This is a genomic window from Bacteroides sp. 3_1_13 (genome assembly GCF_001185845.1).
Lineage (GTDB): Bacteria > Bacteroidota > Bacteroidia > Bacteroidales > Bacteroidaceae > Bacteroides > Bacteroides xylanisolvens.
Genome location: NZ_KQ236955.1, coordinates 660,408 through 679,068, shown reverse-complemented (window position 1 = coordinate 679,068; position 18,661 = coordinate 660,408). Strand labels below are relative to the sequence as shown.

Annotated in this window: 16 protein-coding genes; 3 read left to right on the top strand and 13 right to left on the bottom strand. The window is 44.1% G+C overall.

What is annotated here, in order from left to right; genetic code table 11:
• Positions 1–107: 107 nt before the first annotated feature.
• Both HMPREF9009_RS02575 and HMPREF9009_RS02570 read right to left on the bottom strand, forming a co-directional pair.
• Positions 108–986, bottom strand: coding sequence for an FKBP-type peptidyl-prolyl cis-trans isomerase (locus HMPREF9009_RS02575; protein WP_015531823.1), 879 nt, complete (start codon positions 984–986; stop codon positions 108–110).
• A gap of 20 nt (positions 987–1,006) precedes the next feature.
• Complete coding sequence (locus tag HMPREF9009_RS02570; protein ID WP_008023341.1) at positions 1,007–1,591, bottom strand: FKBP-type peptidyl-prolyl cis-trans isomerase; 585 nt, start codon at positions 1,589–1,591, stop codon at positions 1,007–1,009.
• Positions 1,592–2,064: 473 nt separating this feature from the next.
• Here HMPREF9009_RS02570 and HMPREF9009_RS02565 point away from each other — a divergent pair, with 473 nt between their 5' ends.
• A complete protein-coding gene (locus HMPREF9009_RS02565) occupies positions 2,065–2,763 on the top strand; it encodes an SIR2 family NAD-dependent protein deacylase (RefSeq protein ID WP_049702219.1) in 699 nt (232 codons plus the stop codon).
• An 18-nt stretch (positions 2,764–2,781) separates the two neighbouring features.
• On the opposite strand, the gene HMPREF9009_RS02560 is transcribed toward HMPREF9009_RS02565, so the two are convergent.
• From HMPREF9009_RS02560 to HMPREF9009_RS02550, 3 genes are all read right to left on the bottom strand, one after another.
• Positions 2,782–3,006 (bottom strand): hypothetical protein, encoded by a 225-nt coding sequence (locus HMPREF9009_RS02560; protein WP_049701377.1) that lies wholly within the window; start codon positions 3,004–3,006, stop codon positions 2,782–2,784.
• A gap of 13 nt (positions 3,007–3,019) precedes the next feature.
• Positions 3,020–3,370 carry a helix-turn-helix domain-containing protein gene (locus HMPREF9009_RS02555; RefSeq protein ID WP_004296599.1) on the bottom strand — a complete coding sequence of 117 codons (351 nt, stop codon included), beginning with the start codon at positions 3,368–3,370 and terminating at the stop codon, positions 3,020–3,022.
• 74 nt (positions 3,371–3,444) lie between these two features.
• Positions 3,445–4,218, bottom strand: a complete 774-nt coding sequence (locus HMPREF9009_RS02550) for a class I SAM-dependent methyltransferase (RefSeq protein WP_049701376.1) — start codon at positions 4,216–4,218, stop codon at positions 3,445–3,447.
• Positions 4,219–4,660: 442 nt separating this feature from the next.
• Here HMPREF9009_RS02550 and HMPREF9009_RS02545 point away from each other — a divergent pair, with 442 nt between their 5' ends.
• Positions 4,661–5,518, top strand: coding sequence for an SGNH/GDSL hydrolase family protein (locus HMPREF9009_RS02545; protein WP_049701375.1), 858 nt, complete (start codon positions 4,661–4,663; stop codon positions 5,516–5,518).
• A 12-nt stretch (positions 5,519–5,530) separates the two neighbouring features.
• Here the strand turns inward: HMPREF9009_RS02545 and HMPREF9009_RS02540 are convergent, their stop codons facing one another.
• The 8 genes from HMPREF9009_RS02540 to metG form a co-directional block, all read right to left on the bottom strand.
• Complete coding sequence (locus HMPREF9009_RS02540) at positions 5,531–6,280, bottom strand: glycosyltransferase family 2 protein (RefSeq protein WP_009038874.1); 750 nt, start codon at positions 6,278–6,280, stop codon at positions 5,531–5,533.
• A complete protein-coding gene (locus tag HMPREF9009_RS02535) occupies positions 6,273–7,538 on the bottom strand; it encodes a glycosyltransferase family 4 protein (RefSeq protein WP_049702218.1) in 1,266 nt (421 codons plus the stop codon). The genes HMPREF9009_RS02540 and HMPREF9009_RS02535 overlap by 8 nt, the downstream gene beginning before the upstream one ends.
• Before the next feature lie 10 nt (positions 7,539–7,548).
• Complete coding sequence (locus tag HMPREF9009_RS02530) at positions 7,549–8,667, bottom strand: glycosyltransferase family 4 protein (protein ID WP_008642337.1); 1,119 nt, start codon at positions 8,665–8,667, stop codon at positions 7,549–7,551.
• Positions 8,640–9,662 (bottom strand): hemolysin activation protein, encoded by a 1,023-nt coding sequence (locus HMPREF9009_RS02525; protein ID WP_198154741.1) that lies wholly within the window; start codon positions 9,660–9,662, stop codon positions 8,640–8,642. The genes HMPREF9009_RS02530 and HMPREF9009_RS02525 overlap by 28 nt, the downstream gene beginning before the upstream one ends.
• Positions 9,659–10,522 (bottom strand): LicD family protein, encoded by an 864-nt coding sequence (locus tag HMPREF9009_RS02520; RefSeq protein WP_049701374.1) that lies wholly within the window; start codon positions 10,520–10,522, stop codon positions 9,659–9,661. Before HMPREF9009_RS02520 ends, HMPREF9009_RS02525 begins: the two co-directional genes overlap by 4 nt.
• Positions 10,523–10,577: 55 nt before the next feature.
• Positions 10,578–11,630: a hypothetical protein gene (locus HMPREF9009_RS02515; protein ID WP_049701373.1), complete on the bottom strand. Its 1,053-nt coding sequence runs from the start codon at positions 11,628–11,630 to the stop codon at positions 10,578–10,580.
• Positions 11,617–13,074: a lipopolysaccharide biosynthesis protein gene (locus HMPREF9009_RS02510; RefSeq protein WP_049701372.1), complete on the bottom strand. Its 1,458-nt coding sequence runs from the start codon at positions 13,072–13,074 to the stop codon at positions 11,617–11,619. The genes HMPREF9009_RS02515 and HMPREF9009_RS02510 overlap by 14 nt, the downstream gene beginning before the upstream one ends.
• 220 nt (positions 13,075–13,294) lie before the next feature.
• Positions 13,295–15,334, bottom strand: a complete 2,040-nt coding sequence (gene metG, locus HMPREF9009_RS02505) for a methionine--tRNA ligase (RefSeq protein WP_049701371.1) — start codon at positions 15,332–15,334, stop codon at positions 13,295–13,297.
• Between the two features lie 936 nt (positions 15,335–16,270).
• Between metG and HMPREF9009_RS02500 the strand changes: the two genes are divergently transcribed.
• Positions 16,271–18,331, top strand: coding sequence for an acetate--CoA ligase family protein (locus HMPREF9009_RS02500; protein ID WP_049701370.1), 2,061 nt, complete (start codon positions 16,271–16,273; stop codon positions 18,329–18,331).
• Positions 18,332–18,661 lie beyond the last annotated feature (330 nt).

The following is an 18,661-nucleotide window of genomic DNA, read 5'->3' as shown; positions in this document are numbered from 1 at the left end:
TTATTTTAATTATTCTTCTTTTCGGAGAAAAAAAATAGGAAAAAGCAAAAAAAAGAGGCACAAACGTTTTGCGCCTCTTTCCTTTTTCTATTTAGAAAAGAACTTTCTTATTTCTTATCTTTTTCGATGCTCAACAGTTCAACTTCGAAAATCAAAGTAGAGAACGGTTTAATTTGGTTGCCAGATTCTCTTGCACCGTAAGCAAGTTCTTGTGGGATATAAAGTTCCCATTTAGAACCTACAGGCATCATAGTCAAAGCTTCTGTCCAACCTTTGATTACCTGGTTAGCACGGAAAGTAGACGGTTCGTTACGTTTGTAAGAGCTGTCGAATTCTGTTCCGTCAATCAAAGTACCTTTGTAGTTCACTTTCACTTTGCAAGTGTCAGCAGGAATTTCACCTTTACCTTCAGTGATTACTTTGTATTGCAGACCGCTTGCAGTTGTTTTTACGCCGTCTTTAGTCTTGTTTTCAGCAAGGAACTTTTCGTTTTCAGCTTTATAGTCAGCATATTTTTCTTCCAAAGCTTTTGCTTTGATAGTTTCCATAGCTGTACGAGTATATTCTTGAGCTGCTTCCATAGTCATTACGCCGCCTTTTTCCAAAGTACCTGCGATGAAACCTGCCATGAAGTTTTCTTTGCTGATAGTTTTAGTAGAGTCTGTACCAAACAATTCTTGGTTGATACCTTTCATCATCTGGTTGCTGATTTGCTGACCGATTTGCAGACCTGCCATGTAAGCGATGTCTTTTTTGCTAGTCTTGTTTGCGCCTTCATTCAAACCTTTGATGAATTCTGCCATATAAGCAGTATCAACATCCAGACGACCTGTCAGATAGCCTTTCAGACCTTGAGTCTGAGCCATACCGATAGAATACGACAGTGAGTCGATGTCTGTTTTCAGATTTGCTTTAGGAGCTTGAGCTGTACAAGAAGCAAGGCTTGCTGCAGCGGCGATTGCCATAAAAATACTAACTTTTTTCATTTTGCTTTGAAATTTTTTATTTATAATACTTCGAGTAATTCTACTTCAAAAATGAGTGTGCTGTGAGGAGGAATCATTTCTCCGGCACCTCTTGCGCCATAAGCGAGTTCTGACGGAATATACAGTTTCCATTTAGAACCTTCCGGCATCAGCTGCAAAGCTTCCACCCATCCCGGGATTACTTGGTTGACGCCGAATACAGCCGGTTCTCCGCGTTGGATAGAGCTGTCGAACAGTGTACCGTCGATCAATGTACCTTCATAGTGGCATCTTACCTGATCGGTAGCTTTCGGCTTTTTACCTGTACCTTCTTTGATGATTTCATATTGTAGTCCGCTGGGAAGGACAACTACGCCCGGTCCTTTTTTGTTTTCTTCGAGGAATGCCTGTCCCTGCTCAATAGCAACGGCACTCATCTTAGATTCCAATTCTTCGAAATATTTGTTCACTATTTCGCGGGCTTCATTGTGGCTGATAGCCGTCTGATTACCTTCTAATACATCTTTGATTGCTTGTGCGAAATCATCTACCGCAAGGTTTTCGATTCCCATGCTTGATAAGTTTTGACCAATTCCGAGGCCAATAGAGTAACTGAATTTATCCATATAATGTTTTTTGTTGGCGATTGAAATGTATCACCTTCATGGTTTTAGCTTTCAATCAATTGCAAATTTATGAAACGCAAAAGTACGTGTTTTATTTGAATGATTTAGCATTTGCTATTTAAAAATTCTTATATCTGTGAAAGTTAATCGCTTTTCTTTAAAGAATTAGTTTTTTGTTCGTAGGATTTAATCGGCTTATTCTGATTATTTAGGTTTGTTTATGCAGATAATTAATCGTCTGACTATAGTTTACTTTTCGTCTAACTATAGTCAGACGAAAGAATAACTATAGTCAGATGTAAATATAACTATAGTCAGACGAATAAATCTTAGTATGTCTGACACTAACTATCTGTATCTTTCATCTTAAAGTTTCGTATATATCAGGTTAGATTAAGCGTAAGAAAGTCTTCTTTTATTCGATGATTCTGATTACATTTGTGTGGCTATTAAAAAAAGAAGGAGGAATAGTAATGAAAAATCTGGTAGTTTTGACGGGTGCCGGTATGAGTGCCGAGAGTGGGATCAGTACATTTCGGGATGCGGGTGGTTTGTGGGATAAATATCCTGTGGAGCAGGTGGCTACTCCTGAAGGTTATCAGCGGGACCCGGCTCTGGTGATTAATTTCTATAATGAACGCCGGAAACAGTTGTTGGAGGTGAAACCGAACCGTGGGCATGAATTGTTGGCGGAACTGGAGAAAAGTTTCCATGTAACGGTAGTGACACAGAATGTTGATAATCTGCATGAACGTGCCGGAAGCAGCCACATTATTCATCTGCATGGCGAACTGACAAAAGTATGTTCTAGTAGAGATCCATATAATCCTCAATTTATAAAAGAGCTGAAACCGGAAGAATATGAAGTGAAGATGGGAGACAAGGCCGGTGATGGCACTCAATTACGACCTTTCATTGTATGGTTTGGAGAAGCTGTGCCGGAAATTGAAACAGCTATCCGCTATGTGGAGAAAGCGGATATTTTCGTCATTATCGGTACATCGCTTAATGTATATCCTGCGGCGGGGCTGCTTCATTATGTACCGAGAGGAGCAGAGGTGTATCTGATTGATCCGAAACCGGTAGATACGCATACTTCCCGTTCGATACATGTAATTCAGAAGGGGGCTTCTGAAGGAATGGGTGAATTGAAACAATTGTTGGGAATTTGAGACTTCTTTCCCTCCGTTTTATTCCAGTTCGCTGACAAAAATATGATTATTCCGGAGTACTTCCGATATTTCGAGTGCAGTGATACCACTGCACTCGATTCTTAATATTTTCTCCCAGTCCTCAAAGTCCACATTCCATTTGTCTATTTGAGGGAACTCTGCCAAAAGTTTTCCTATGCGTTTGATGTCACATCTTTTGGTGATAGAAGTTCGAAAAATCAGAATCTTATTTTCTTTTTCCATATTCTTTAGCGTTTTATTTTAGTGAGCGGAACTCCCGGATCGTCATACTGAAATGCAGCCTGAAATTGCGACTTAACAGCGAAAGGCTGCTAAAGCCGCAAAGGGCGGCAATTTCGGTGGCGGAAAGTTCCTTGTTTTGTTTTAATAATAGGGCTGCTTTTTCAATCCGGGTGCGTTTGATATAATCCGTAGGCGTTTCGCCGGTCAGGATTGTAAATACGCGGTGGAAGTGGAAAGGAGAAAAGCATGCGATACCCGCCATTTTCTGCAATGATAACGGCTGGTCTATGTTTTGATGGATATAGTCGGTCACTTTGTTGATCCGTAACTGATATTCTTCCTTATTTATATCTTTCGTTTCCATATCTTCTGCAAAATAAAGGATAATAAATGCCGGAGAGTTATCCTATCTTGCTAACTTCTCCGGCAGATAGTCAATTATCTTTTTTGTCCTATATAGAATACATAGCCGTAGTATTCCTTATACTTATTATATAGGCTCTCTTCGTGTCGTTGACCGGCGATGAGGTCTGCGGCAGCTTCATTTCCTGCATATTCCTTCAGAAAGGCTTCCTGAACCGGGAGTTGGGGAGCATAGAAATGCTCGGTCCAGCAATTTTCCGGTAAGATGAAATGGGCTGTCGGGATATATCCGGCTTTCTCCATTTGTGCTATTTTTCTCGGAATCGTATCGATTTCCGGGTAATTAGCCATCCAGAAGTCGTCTATTTCGGAGGGGCGTTCCGGGGTGAACCAGGATGCTTCCGTTACAGCGATGAACCCGTTCTTTTTCAGGAACTTGTTCCATTCATTCATGCCGCGTTCGAATCCTATATTATAGATAGCTCCTTCGGACCAGATCAGATCGAGTTCTTCCTCTTGAAACGGCAAAGCGTCCATAGAACCGACAATGCCTTTTACTCTGTCTTCGCAATGGGCTTCTATTGCATTTCTGTTGAATATTTCGATGAAGTCGGGGAAAAGATCGATGCCTGTAATTTGCCCTTTCGTATAGTTAGCTAATGCCATTGTCTGCCCGCCTGTGCCACAGCCAATATCGGCTATTCTGGCTTCGTCAGACAGTTCGTTGGTGAAACTTAGAGCTTTTTGTGTGACTTCAGGGCTTCCCGGACCTTGACGTTTTAGTCCTTTGAAGTAATTACATATCAGTGTAAAATCGAATTCGTGGATTGTTTTTAATTCGTTACTCATTGTTTTTTAATGTTTTAGCAGTACGGTAAATGAAAGCATGTGACGATGCTTGTGACCATTTGACCATACAAATAGTTTAAAATTTAGATATAGAAAATAACTCTGACAAGAATATGTCAGAAAACATAAGGGATAATCTGTAATGAGAGGAAGGCTTACAGATTATTTACAGAACGGAATCCTTATGGAATGAAAATGAGTTAAACATCCAATTTTTCTTTTAGTTTGTGACAAAGATAGGATTTTAGGTGTAAAACTCAATGATAACTTTGATGAAAAAATACTGTAAACCTGCATTTTAGCAAGAATCGTCAAATAGAGACCCGTTTGTCTGTCCGGTTGTATGGATGAGATTGACTGCCCAAATTGATTGAAACTACCTATTTTTGAATTACATTTGCAGGATATTAGATACAAATCTCTTATTTAATGTATAATACCGATGAAAAGCAAATTATTACTCGCATGTACCATTCTGTTTTTCTGTTCCTCTTTTCTGTGCGGACAGAATCAAACATCTAAAGTTGCAAACTCTGCTGAAACGAATAATGGAGCTGTCCGGCATCCATGGCAAGGAAAAAGAGTGGGGTATTTGGGAGACTCTATTACAGATCCCAACTGCTATGGTGACAAAATAAAGAAATACTGGGATTTCCTGCAGGAATGGCTGGGGATTACTCCTTATGTATATGGTATCAGCGGCAGACAATGGAATGATGTGCCCCGTCAGGCCGAGAAACTAAAGCAGGAACACGGTGGAGAAGTGGATGCTATCTTGATTCTGATGGGTACGAATGATTTTAATGACGGTGTGCCTATCGGAGAGTGGTTTACGGAAACAGAAGAACAGGTGATGGCAGCCCGCGGACAGACCAAAAAGCTGGAAACCCGCAAGAAACGTACGCCTATGATGGATGGAAACACGTATAAAGGACGTATCAACATCGGAATCAACAGGCTGAAACAACTGTTTCCGGATAAGCAGATTGTACTATTAACCCCGTTGCACCGCTCACTGGCGGATTTTGGAGAGAAGAACGTGCAACCGGATGAAAACTATCAGAATAGTTGTGGTGAATATGTGGATGCCTACGTACAGGCTGTCAAAGAAGCCGGCAATGTATGGGGAGTGCCCGTAATTGATTTTAATGCGGTAACCGGACTGAACCCGATGGTGGAAGAACAACTGATTTACTTCTACGATGCAGGATATGACCGTTTACATCCTAGTACAAAGGGGCAGATACGTATGGCACGTACGCTGATGTACCAGTTGCTTGCGCTGCCTGCAACATTTTAAAGAGAACCAGCTTTACCGGTGAATCACCGCACGGATCACAAACCATATATGATGTGCTACGGTGCCAATCAACCCGTAGTGCTTTGCCATGATGCGAAATCTCTCTTTCAGGGAGGCTTTCTGATTGCGGGTAGTCATTCCTTCATCCAGATAATCGATAATCGTCAGATGGGTATTGTGTAAGGTGCGCGCTTTCTTCATAATACGGATGCACCAGTCGAAATCGGCAGAAAAACGATATTTCAAGTTGTAGGGCTCTACCAGCGTATGACGGGGAAAGAATGCCTGATGGCAGACTAACATACCCTGTTTGAAACTTTTCCAGGTAAGCGTTTCGGGAGCGGACAATCTGCGCATCCGCAGGAAATGCCTGTCCTGGTCTACGATAGCGGTTTCTCCGTAAAGCACATCGGGCAGTTCGCTGCCGTTGATGGTATGCACCATTTGTTGTAGTGTGTCGTCCTCGTGAAAACAGTCGCCCGCGTTCAGGAAACAGAGATAATCGCCGCTGGCAAGGGCGATGCCTTTATTCATGGCGTCATACAGCCCTTTGTCCGGTTCGCTGACAACGGTGTGTATGTGCGGGCGGTAGCGGTTGATAATAGAAATGGTTCCATCCTTGGAAGCTCCATCTACGATGATGTATTCTATATGATGATAGGTTTGTGAAATGACACTCTGAATCGTGTCTTCCAATACCTTTTCAGCATTGTACGTCACCGTAATGATAGAGAACTTGGGAGTAGGATGGACACTATGCATATTTCCCCGTTATTTTATTGTAGACATCTGTATATTTCTTTGCGATGATGCTCTCCGAATAATTACCCAAGACCTTGCGGCAGGCTTGTGCGGAGAGTTCATCGTATTCCGGTTCCGTCAATATCCAATGTATGCCGTTGGCAAAATCTTCCGAAGATTTGTATTGTGCCACGTAACCGTTGTGCAGATGGTCGATCATTTCGGGGATACCTCCTACGTTAAAGCCGACACAGGGTACTCCGCAGGCCATTGCTTCCATAATCATGTTGGGAAGATTCTCTTCCAGAGACGGGATGGCGAAGAGGTCTACGGCATTGTAGATATTTACTATCTCATGCTCATTCTTGATGTAAGGGAGCGGGTAGACATGGAAAGGAAGCTGCTCCTGCAATTGCTGTGATTGGTTACCGAATACGACTACCCCCAGTGACTCTTTCCATTCCGGATGCTTTTCTGCCAGCAGTTTGCAGGCTTCAATGAGATAGTCGACTCCTTTTCGTTTGTCGGTGATCTTTAACGAGCCGAACAGAACCAGTTTCTTACCCTCCGGCAACATGAACTTGGCACGTGCTTCTTTTTTGTTCATGGGTTTGAACAGGTTGGTATTAATAGCGTTCGGAATATTGGTGACGCTTTTCCCTTCAAACAATGCGCTGGTCTGTGCTTGTTCCTTCAGCCAGTGACTGCACGTGACGAAATGGATGGGAGCGTAGCTGTATAACTTTTGTTTTTTGCGGAAAGTGCGGTAAGATAAATCTTTCCGGCCACCGCCTTTGTAGATGTAAGGGCAGTCGTGACACTCTTGCTGATAGTTTTTACATTCCCGTGCGTAGTGGCAGATACCGGTACATGGCCACATATCGTGCATGGTCCATACCACAGGTTTGCCGGAAGTAAGTATTCTCCGTATATCTTTCAGCGAGAGCATTCCTTGGTTGACCCAATGTAGATGGATCACGTCGGCTTGGCGGAATTCCGGGAGTGAGGTGATGTCTGTGCCAGTATTGGCAATATCAACGTCGAACAGATGGTATCGGCGGAAACGATTGGCACTCCAGATAACGATCCGTTCCCACATGAATTTCCACACTTGCAACCAGTTACTTTTTAAGCGGACCACACTGATTTGGTCGGTCTGTTTGTCACGCACCAGCATTTTGGCTTTGATACCGTTGTTTTTCAGTGACTCCATCAACCGGCTTGCTGCAATGGCCGCTCCTCCTATTCGTTCAGATGTATTTATTATCAGGACTCTCATGGGCAAAAGTTTATGCAAATGTACGGTTTTTAGAGGAAATGTTTGATATTTCCAACAAGCTTTCTGCTATTTCGCGCGAAAAGATTTCGAGGTTGAAGCGTTCTTCTGCCAGTTTGCGTGCATTTTCTCCCATGCGTCGTGCCTCTTCGGGATGGTCGGCGATGTAGCGGATAGCGTCTATCCAGCCTTGTACATCGTTATATTCTACGGTAATGCCGATTTCTTCCTTGTCGATGTCGATTTCGAAGTTGGGGTTGCGCGAGCAGATGACGGGGATGCCGAGGGCGAATGCTTCCACAAGAGTGGTCAGTCCTACGGTGTAGGGGAAGTCCAGGCAGCAGATGACGATGCAGCTTTTGCGGGCTACCAGTTTTCCCAGTTCATAGGGAATCACTCCGTCGGTATAGTGGATATGGATGGAGTCGGGCACTGAATAGCGGTCGAGTATCTTTTTATAGTTGATGTTGCCGCATGAGACGGCAATGTACAGATCCAATTCCTCGTTGGTTGCGGAGAATGACTGGAGCAGGGTGTCCACGTCCCGGTTCTCTTTGCCGGTGGAGATAAATCCTTCGGGCTTCCGGTCGGGCATTTCTGCCAGCAGATGGTCGTAGAAAGGAAGGTCCGGGCCCCAATGTATCAGTTTCAGTTTGTGGGACGGAGCTTTCCGGGTTTTCTGCGAGTCCTGAATCAGCTTCCGGCTGAACAGGAACATTTGGTCGATGCCTTTGTAGAAAAGGCGGGAGATTTGTTCGCGCCACGGTTTGGGGTTGGTGACGACGGCCGTGTGATGCCAAATGACGATGGGTTTGCGATACAGTCCCAGCGCACGGAGGAAGATGACGGGTTCTATCCCCCGGAAAGAGGTGGCATAGAGCACGTCGTATTTTTCCTTGCAGAAGAGAATCTCTTTGGTGGCGTAAAACATGAGCTTCAGCCGACCGGAGAAGTATTTACATTTGTGCATTACGGAGCGTATTCCGTAATTTTCCAGCAGAGGAAGCCCGTATAAAATATGTCCGGGGAATTTATATTCTTTCCATTCCTCGTAACTTTCCCGTGTGAGACGGGTATGGTAAAAATAAATAGTAAGCAACGTATTTAGTGGTGCTTGTTTCTTTTCAGCCATTTGTTTATTCGGTTTTTGACAGCTTTCGTAATGATAGAAAAATTACCGTATTTCAGGTTGAGGAACAGCTCTTCGAACGAACGCCCTATCTTGATCCATGGATGATCCCAGCCCATGATGCGGTAAACCTTCTCTTTGTAGGCTACGTTTTCAATGACGTAGCGGGGATGCCGCAGCGGAAAGTCCACCTCGTAACGCTTCATGGTGAAGATGCGGCGATAGCCCTTGGGCAGGGTGTGGACCGAGCCGGCAAAATGGGTGGAATCTGCCGTTGCTCCGAGGTTGTTTATCATGTTGCGGGTAGGCACGATGCTTAGTCCGGAGTTGAACAGGATAGAGGCGTGGAAGATGGTTTCATAAAAGGCTTTCTGCTGTTCCCGGTGACGCTGGCACATATAGATAAAGTCGCTCCGGAATTTGCGTTCCTTGATGAGTTGCTCCAGTTGTTGCATATTGAAGGAGTCGTCCAGGAAACTGTAAAACTCGTCCCATTGGTCGATTACCCGTTTCCAGCTCGCCCATCCCCAGATGGAAAAGGTGGTGGTGAAGAAATAGTCGGATGGCATATCCTGGGTGATTTCTTCGGGGTTGAATCCGGCAATCATGCTGATGCGGGTGTCGTGTTCGTATTTATCCAGCATCTCCTTGCAGAATTGGAAAAAGGAAACGGAGGGCACATCGTCGTCTTCCAATACGATGCATTTGTCGACTTTGGAGAAGGCCCATTTCTGCGAAATGTATTCTGAAGGGTCACAGCCGAAATTCTTTTCCTGATAAAGGCGTTCTACTTCACATTCCCAGTCTATCTGTGATACGATTTCACGGCAGGCTTCTATTCCGGGCAAATCGCGCTCGTTTCGTGCTCCGTCCTGATAGAGGAAGAGCCGGGACGGACGTGCTTTCTTCACTTGCTCGAACACTTGCGACAACTGTTGCGGGCGGTTGAAGAACAGGATAAGTACCGGGACGTCTACTAAAGCGGATTTCATATTCATAGTTCTTGTTTTGGGGTTGTACTGAATGACAGGGCGGCAGGATAGTGGTTATTCACTTTTTCCTGTTCTTCCTTGGTAAATCGATGCAAGGTCGGGTAGTTGTATCGCAGGAACCCTTCCAGATCATCGGGAGCGGTCACGGTGAGGGGACCGAATTTCACTGGTTGCAGGTGGCGAATACTCTCTACGGTCACGTGGTCGGCGGTTGCCATGACGTTGTTGTAGTAGCGGGTGTTTCGTGAGTTGAAACAGCTTTGCACGGATACCAGCATCCGGTAAATTGCTTTTTTAGAGAAAAGAGAGTCGACTATTCTGTTCAGGAGACAGGAGAAGGCTCCCCGGTTTGTAGGGTTCTCTATTTCGCACTTGCCGAAGTGTTTCCACATCCATATCTCTTTTCCCATCAGGCAGCATTTGAGGAAGCCGAGTATGCCGGATTGCATTTGCCGCAACAGTTTGTTGTCGGGAATCCTGTCGAACGGGAAGATATCTACAAAGATGCCCGGATGCATCGGGATGTTCTTGAACATTTCTTCTACAAAAAGGGTGTTGTTTTTCTTAACCTTCGCGTAGTAATAGGGGGTGTGAGGGTCTGTCTCTATCCATGAAAGGAAGTAGGAAGGACCCAGTTCTCCGGGTGCTACTTTTAAGAATTTGTTGTAATTCTCCCGCGTCATGCCGATGTCTATATCATCATCCCAGGGGAGAATTCCCTGATCGTAGAGTGCGCCGATGGCTGTGCCGCCTATCACAAAATAGGGAATATCGTGCTTCTGACACACCCGGATGGTTTCTCCCAATATGTCGTAAAGTTCGGCATGTAATAAATCAAGCTCTTCGGCTGTATATTTCTTGTTCATCGGAAATGGTTAATGCACGTTGTCTTGCAAATGTAGTAATTATATTGCTAAGTTACTATAACTTTAAGTTTCCTTGCATAAATTTGGTGGCCACTCGCCCGCGTCCCGAAATGGGGAGGACGGATGCCTGTGGGAAATCCTTGAGCAGACAGTCTGCCGGATGGATCTCCGGATAGAACTTCTTCAACAGGAACAGGCTGGGACCGGTGGTGATACTTCCTATAAAGACGGAAGCATCCATCAATAGCTGTATCGAGCAGAGGAAACGTGCCATTTGTTTCTGTTTCAGCTCTTTGGTGGTCTGTGTGAAGGCGCTGTTGACGTATCCTTGTTCGTTGGGGCTGCAAAGGGTGTACCAGTGTATGTCCGGGGCAAGGGTTTGCACTTGCTCGAAGAGACGGTAGTCGTCGGTCAATACAAAGACGTCGCGGATGGCTGTCTTTTCTTTGATGAGGCGTATGTAGTGTTCCGGTGGCAGCAGGTTAGTTTCGGTTATCTTGTCTCCTCCGCGTATCTGGCATCCGGCGTATTGAGGCGGAAGTTGCAGGATGGCGGCAAATTGGCGACATTCCTGTGCGGTGGTGTCGTTGAGTTTCCAGGTGATTTCCGTCAGCTTTTGGAAGGTGTGGAGGTAGTCACCGTCTATTCCCAGTTCGGGGATATGGAAATGCTGGTTGGGGTTGAACGTCACTTGGAAGTTGAGTCGGATCGGTTTACCATACGTGAAGAAAGCAAGGGCTTTTCCGATGATGTTCTTGCAGGTTACTTTCAGTTTCCATTTCAGTAACTTCGTTTTAGATAGTTTTTTGTCTTGCATCAATGCTTGCCATGAAGGCAGGCGATGGGTGTTGTAGGTGTGGTGAAACGGTTCGTGCACTTGCTCGCAGAAAGGTGCGAAACAGTCTTCCCAGCCCTTTTCCCATCCGAAGTTGGCGTCGTCGGAGTAAAGCTTGAACTGTATTTTGTGTTGCAGGCAATAGAGCATTGCATGGAGCATATAGGTGTATTCGGTAAAGAATCCGGCGTCTATACCTATGTGATAAACCATCGTCTTTTTGAAAGAACGATTCAGAAGGCGGTATTTGGTGGCAAGATCATTGGGGTTCATGTGTCTTCTTTTTGATGAAATACTGGATGCTTTCTTTAAAGGTGACCGAACGGCTGCCCCACATGGCGGTTACGTAGAGTGCTGCTGCGAGCACTATCTTGCTTGCCAGGCGGAGATAAATATTCTCGATGGAACGGGTGGAATAATAGGTGATTACCATTACCGTAGCTGCAATGACAGCGTATGGAAGTATGTCTATCAGTGCATGGCGCAGCTTTAGTCCGATTTCTTGCCATACGAAGTAGTGCCACGTCAGTAGCCACAGTATATTGGTGGATACATAGACGGCGAGCATGGCATAGATCCCGTGTGCGTGGACTAACAGAACGCCTGACAGTAGGATTATGCCGAGCGCTATGGTGTTCCACATATAGATGCGGGATTTTCCTTTGCTGATGATGAGTTGCTGATAGAGTCCTGCAATAGGGATAAAAGCTCCACTAATACAGAGTATTTGCATGATAGATATACTGGAGTGCCATTTGTCGGTGATGGCAATAGTAATTAGTTCTTGCGATATAATGGACAATCCCAACATGGCAGGAAACGAGACAAAGGCGGTGAAACGCAGCATTTTGCGAAATACCCGTTTTTGTCGTTCGAGGTCGTCCGACACTTTGGTGAGTACCGGCTGTGCCACTCCGTTTATCATGCCCGATATGAAAGATTGCCCCATTGTACACCATTTGTTGGCCTGATTGTAATATCCTACTTCCTTTTCGGTGTAGAACTTACCCAGTATCACGGAAAACAGATTGTTGTTGATGTGATTGAAGATATTGGTAATTAAAAGTTTTCCACTGAATCCGAACATCTGTTTTATAGGAGCGAGATTGAATTCGAACGTAGGCCGCCAACTTGAAAAGTACCAGTTGCAAGCTGTATTGACGGCTACGTAAACTATGCCTTGTGTGGCATACCCCCAATATGAGAAGCCTAGATAGGCAAGTGTGACTCCGGCAATGCCGGATATGGTAACTCCGATAACCATGGATAAAGACCGTTGCTTAATCATCAGATTACGCTGCAAATAGGCACTGTGGGATATTCCCAAACTAGCGATGACAAAGCCTGTGAAAGCATATCGGGCTAGCGATTTCAGTTCAGGAGTTTTGTAAAAATCAGCAATGAGTGGTGCGCACAGGAATAATACTAGATACAAGCACAGACTGATTGAAATGTTGAACCAGAATACGGCATTATAATCTTTATGAGTTACTTCTTTTCTAGTGACAAGGGCGGCTGTGAAACCACTTTCTTGTATTGAGCTGGCTATGAGGGAGAAAATGGACAACATTCCTACCATACCATAGTCTGAAGGGGTAAGCAATCGTCCTAAGAAAATTCCGAAAACAAGAGTTAGCAACTGCTGTATGCCGTTGCTGAATCCTCCCCAAAATAGTCCTTTGGCTGTTTTTTCTTTTAGTGACTGATTCTCGCTCATGCTATTATTTTACTTTATCGGATAGTATCTTTGCTTGTTGCTGTTCGGAAAATTCTTTCTTCCATTCTTCTACTTTCTGTTGGATAAGTTGTATGTTAGGTAGGTGTAATCAATAGTGAACGCACTGCGTTCACTATTGGATATGTTTTGTAAAATTGTTGGCGAAAAGCTAATTAGTTATTTCCAATTGCGCCTATACTGTAGGCGCAATTGGAAATCTTTATTTTACTTCGCTGCCCGGCTTCACCTCACGTCCCGGCATAATAACTGCCAGACTGCCGTCGTTGTTTTCGGCACTTAGAATCATGCCTTCGCTGACGATGCCTTTCAGTTTGCGCGGAGCAAGGTTGGCGATGAAGCAAACCTGTTTGCCTACCAGTTCTTCCGGTTGATAATGTTTGGCAATACCCGATACGATGGTACGTGTTTCCAGTCCGTCGTCAATCTTGAATTGCAGCAGTTTATCAGCTTTCGGCACTTTCTGACATTCAAGAATGGTACCTACACGGATATCCAGTTTCGTGAAATCGTCGAATTCGATGTTCGGACGGATTGGATTAGCCTTGTAATTGGCTTCTTCGTTTGCCTTTTTTGTATCGAGCAATTTTTGTACCTGTGCTTCGATAGTAGCGTCTTCAATCTTTTCGAACAATAATTCCGGCTTGTTCAACTGGTGCCCTACAGGGAGAAGGTCGTCACGTCCCAGTTCAGACCATTCGAAAGTATCCATGTTCAGCATTTTGCGGAGTGTCTCCGAGCTGAATGGCAGGAACGGGTCGAAGGCGATGGCAAGGTTGGCAACCAGTTGCAGGGAGATGTTGAGGATGGTACCTACACGCTCCATATCTGTTTTTGCCAGTTTCCACGGTTCAGTGTCGGCCAGGTATTTGTTGCCGATACGTGCCAAGTTCATGGCTTCTTTCTGTGCGTCGCGGAATTTGAATACGTCGAGCAGTTTTTCCACTTCTGCTTTTACGTCTGCAAATTCTTTCAGCGTTTCCTTGTCGTAGTCGGTCAGTTCACCTTGTGCAGGTACGCGCCCGTCGAAGTATTTTTGAGTCAATACCATTGCACGGTTCACGAAGTTACCGTATACGGCTACCAGTTCGTTATTATTGCGTGCCTGGAAGTCTTTCCAGGTGAAGTCGTTGTCTTTCGTTTCCGGTGCGTTGGCGGTCAGTACGTAGCGGAGTACGTCCTGTTTGCCGGGGAAGTCCGCCAGGTATTCGTGCAACCATACAGCCCAGTTGCGGGAAGTGGAGATTTTGTCTCCTTCGAGATTGAGGAATTCGTTGCTCGGCACGTTGTCCGGCAGGATATAGCTGCCTTCTGCTTTCAGCATGGCGGGGAATACGATGCAGTGGAACACGATGTTGTCTTTCCCGATGAAATGGATCAGGCGGGTTTCAGGATCTTTCCACCATGTTTCCCAGCTGTCGGGGAGAAGTTCTTTGGTGTTGGATATGTAGCCGATAGGTGCGTCAAACCATACATAAAGCACTTTTCCTTCTGCTCCTTCTACGGGAACAGGGATACCCCAGTCGAGGTCACGGCTCACGGCACGTGGTTGCAGTCCCATGTCGAGCCAGCTTTTGCATTGGCCGTATACATTGGGACGCCATTCTTTGTGATCTTCCAGAATCCATTTGCGCAGCCATCCTTCGTGCTTGTCGAGAGGAAGATACCAGTGTTTGGTTTCTTTCATTACCGGTTTGCTGCCGCTGATGGCGCTTTTCGGGTTGATAAGATCCGTAGGAGAAAGTGAGGTTCCGCACTTTTCGCATTGGTCGCCGTAAGCGCCTTCTGAATGACAGTGGGGACATTCTCCGGTGATATAACGGTCGGCAAGGAATGTTTTTGCTTCCTCGTCGTAATATTGTTCAGACGTTTTTTCGATGAATTCGCCTTTATCGTACAATGTTTTGAAGAAATCCGAAGCCAATTGGTGATGCGTCGGCGAAGTGGTGCGGCTATACACGTCGAATGAGATACCGAATTCTTCGAATGATTTTTTTATCAGCGAATGATAACGGTCTACTACATCCTGCGGAATAATTCCTTCTTTCTTGGCACGAATCGTGATAGGTACCCCGTGTTCGTCCGAACCTCCGATGAATAATACATCTTCTTTTTTCAGACGCAGATAACGCACATAAATATCTGCCGGTACGTATACACCAGCCAAATGACCGATATGGACAGGACCGTTCGCATACGGCAGTGCCGATGTGACGGTGGTTCTTTTGAATTTCTTTTCCATTATATAGTGTGATTTTTGTTGTTTTCAACTTTGCAATGTGCAAAGATAATGACTTTTCACCACAGATTACACGGATTAACACAGATTATTTCATTGAAAAGTGGTCACAGAATGAAACAGGAACGTTTCGTAATAAAAAAACAGGTAAAAAGAAAGTGTTTTACCCTGATATAAGTTGGCTAGAAAATAGCCAATTTGTATCGGGGTATTTTTATATTTTCTATTATGTTCTATTTTTAAGATTGAAACAGATTAGGAGTATCTAAATTGTATTCTAATAAAAGAAGTGACGTATAAAATATTGTATGAATATGCGGAATAAGTCATCTTTCTTGAATATAAATGAGTGAATATTCATGATTGTTGATAGAATCATGAATTATTGCTTTTAAAGGAAGACTTCGTTCCTTTTAAAGAAACGGTTTATTGGTCAGTGAGAAGTGCTTCCTTGCTTTTAAACGAAAGGACAAAAGGGTATTTAGAATACTTGTTTTGTGCTGGTTGCTGTCGAATAGGTAACATGTGAGTTGTTTCTATTTGAACTTATATTTGCAATAATCTGCTCCTGAAATTAGGAATTTTGCCTTTTTGATGTTGAATCGAATGATTTAAAGTCTGTTTTGTGTGAATATGGATTATGCAACTTGCTTATCCTTCAAGTTTTCCAATATACTCCGGACTCATCTTGTATATTTTTGATTCTGTATGAGTTTTATGTCCATTTTTTCTGCATAAAGTAATATTCTGTTCTAATGATAAGAATTACATGGTAAGATTATAGCTTTGCATTTCAATAAGTCAGTATAATCTATATAATTTCTTGCTCATTTCCTCTTTTATCATCTATTTCCATCTATATTTCTCCCCTTTTTCTTTCTTTTTTCTCGTAAGAAAGAATATATTTGTACCTAAGTTAAACGAAAACCAAAGCATGATATGATAACAACCCAGTTGCTTCGTCCTGAAAGCATTGTCGTAGTAGGGGCATCGAATAATGTGCATAAGCCGGGTGGCGCAATATTAAAGAATTTGATAAACGGAGGTTACCAGGGAGAACTTCGGGCAGTGAATCCGAAGGAAAAGGAAGTGCAGGGAGTTCCCGCCTTTGCGGACGTGAATGATCTGCCGGACACAGATCTGGCGGTGTTGGCTGTGCCTGCCTCGATGTGTCCTGATATGGTGGAAACATTGGCTAGCAAGAAACAAACCAGGGCATTTATCATACTCTCGGCTGGTTTTGGTGAAGAAACCCACGAAGGGGCGCTGTTGGAAGAACGTATTTTGGAAACAGTTAATAAATACGGCGCTTCACTGATTGGTCCTAATTGCATTGGATTGATGAATACATGGCATCATAGTGTATTCAGCCAGCCGATTCCTAACTTAAACCCCAAAGGGGTGGACTTGATTTCCAGCTCCGGTGCTACGGCGGTATTTATTCTCGAAAGTGCCGTAACAAAAGGTTTGCAGTTCAATTCAGTCTGGTCGGTGGGAAACGCCAAGCAGATCGGTGTAGAAGATGTATTGCAATTTATGGATGAGAACTTCGATCCCGAAAAAGATTCTCATCTGAAACTACTCTATATTGAAAGTATTCAGAATCCGGACAGGTTGTTATTCCATGCTTCGTCTTTGATTAGAAAAGGGTGCAAGATTGCGGCAATCAAAGCCGGAAGTTCGGAGAGCGGAAGCCGGGCGGCATCTTCCCATACAGGAGCAATCGCCAGTTCCGATTCGGCAGTAGAGGCTTTGTTCCGTAAAGCAGGCATTGTGCGTTGCTTCTCTCGTGAAGAATTGACTACTGTGGGTTGCGTGTTTACTTTACCCGAATTGAAAGGAAAGAATTTTGCCATTATCACCCATGCCGGAGGGCCGGGAGTGATGCTGACAGATGCGTTGAGTAAAGGCGGACTGAATGTGCCTAAGCTGGAGGGAGAAGTAGCCGAGGAACTAAAAGCCCAACTATTCCCCGGTGCTGCCGTCGGAAATCCTATTGATATTCTGGCTACCGGAACACCGGAACATCTGCGCCTTTGCATTGACTACTGCGAGGAAAAGCTTGACAATATAGACGCCATGATGGCCATCTTCGGAACTCCGGGATTGGTTACTATGTTTGAAATGTATGATGTGCTTCACGAAAAGATGCAGACTTGCAAGAAACCGATTTTTCCCATTCTTCCTTCCATTAATACAGCCGGAGCAGAGGTTTCCGCCTTCCTGGCAAAAGGGCATGTGAATTTTGCAGACGAAGTGACCTTGGGTACTGCCCTTTCACGTATCGTCAATGCTCCTAAACCGGCAGTTCCTGAAATAGAACTGTTCGGAGTGGACGTTCCGAGGATTCGTCGTATTATTGATTCTATTCCGGAGGATGGTTATATCGCTCCCAATTATGTACAGGCATTGTTGCATGCTGCCGGTATTCCGTTGGTAGATGAATTTGTTTCCGATAATAAAGAGGAGATAGTAGCTTTTGCCCGTCGGTGCGGATTTCCGGTGGTTGCCAAAGTGGTTGGTCCTGTGCACAAATCAGATGTCGGCGGTGTTGTTCTGAACATTAAAAGTGAGCAACATCTGGCACTGGAATTTGATCGCATGATGCAGATACCTGATGCAAGAGCAATTATGGTACAGCCGATGCTGAAAGGTACGGAACTGTTTGTTGGCGCAAAATATGAAGAGAAGTTCGGTCACGTGGTACTTTGTGGTTTGGGAGGTATTTTTGTGGAGGTGCTGAAAGATGTATCTTCCGGTTTGGCTCCGCTTTCTTACGAAGAAGCTTATTCAATGATTCATTCTTTGCGTGCTTATAAAATCATTCAGGGAACACGTGGGCAAAAGGGAGTCAACGAAGATAAATTTGCTGAGATTATTGTCCGTTTATCCACTTTGCTACGTTTCGCTACAGAGATCAAAGAAATGGATATAAATCCGCTCTTAGCAACACAAAAGGCCGTTGTAGCAGTTGACGCGCGTATCAGAATAGAAAAATAGGACTATTCTTTCATTCATTGAGACATATTTCGTTTTTATATATATTTCGAGAAATATTATTCCAAGATCCAAACTTTCTCCATCTTATTTTGCCAAGTGTTTCCAAAACAATTTGGAGTATTGCCAATGGATTTTGTAAGTTAATATTGATTTAGAAGTATAAAGATTAGGTAAAAAGAATCTCTTAAAAGAATGATTTGATGAAAAAGTATGTAAATTTGTTCGTCTTCGTATTCATGATAGATGCCTGTTTTTCACGGAGGGGAAAGTACAGATAAAGTCTGCAGTGAGTTATAAGAATCTGATTGTAGATATTGCTAGGCCCGACTC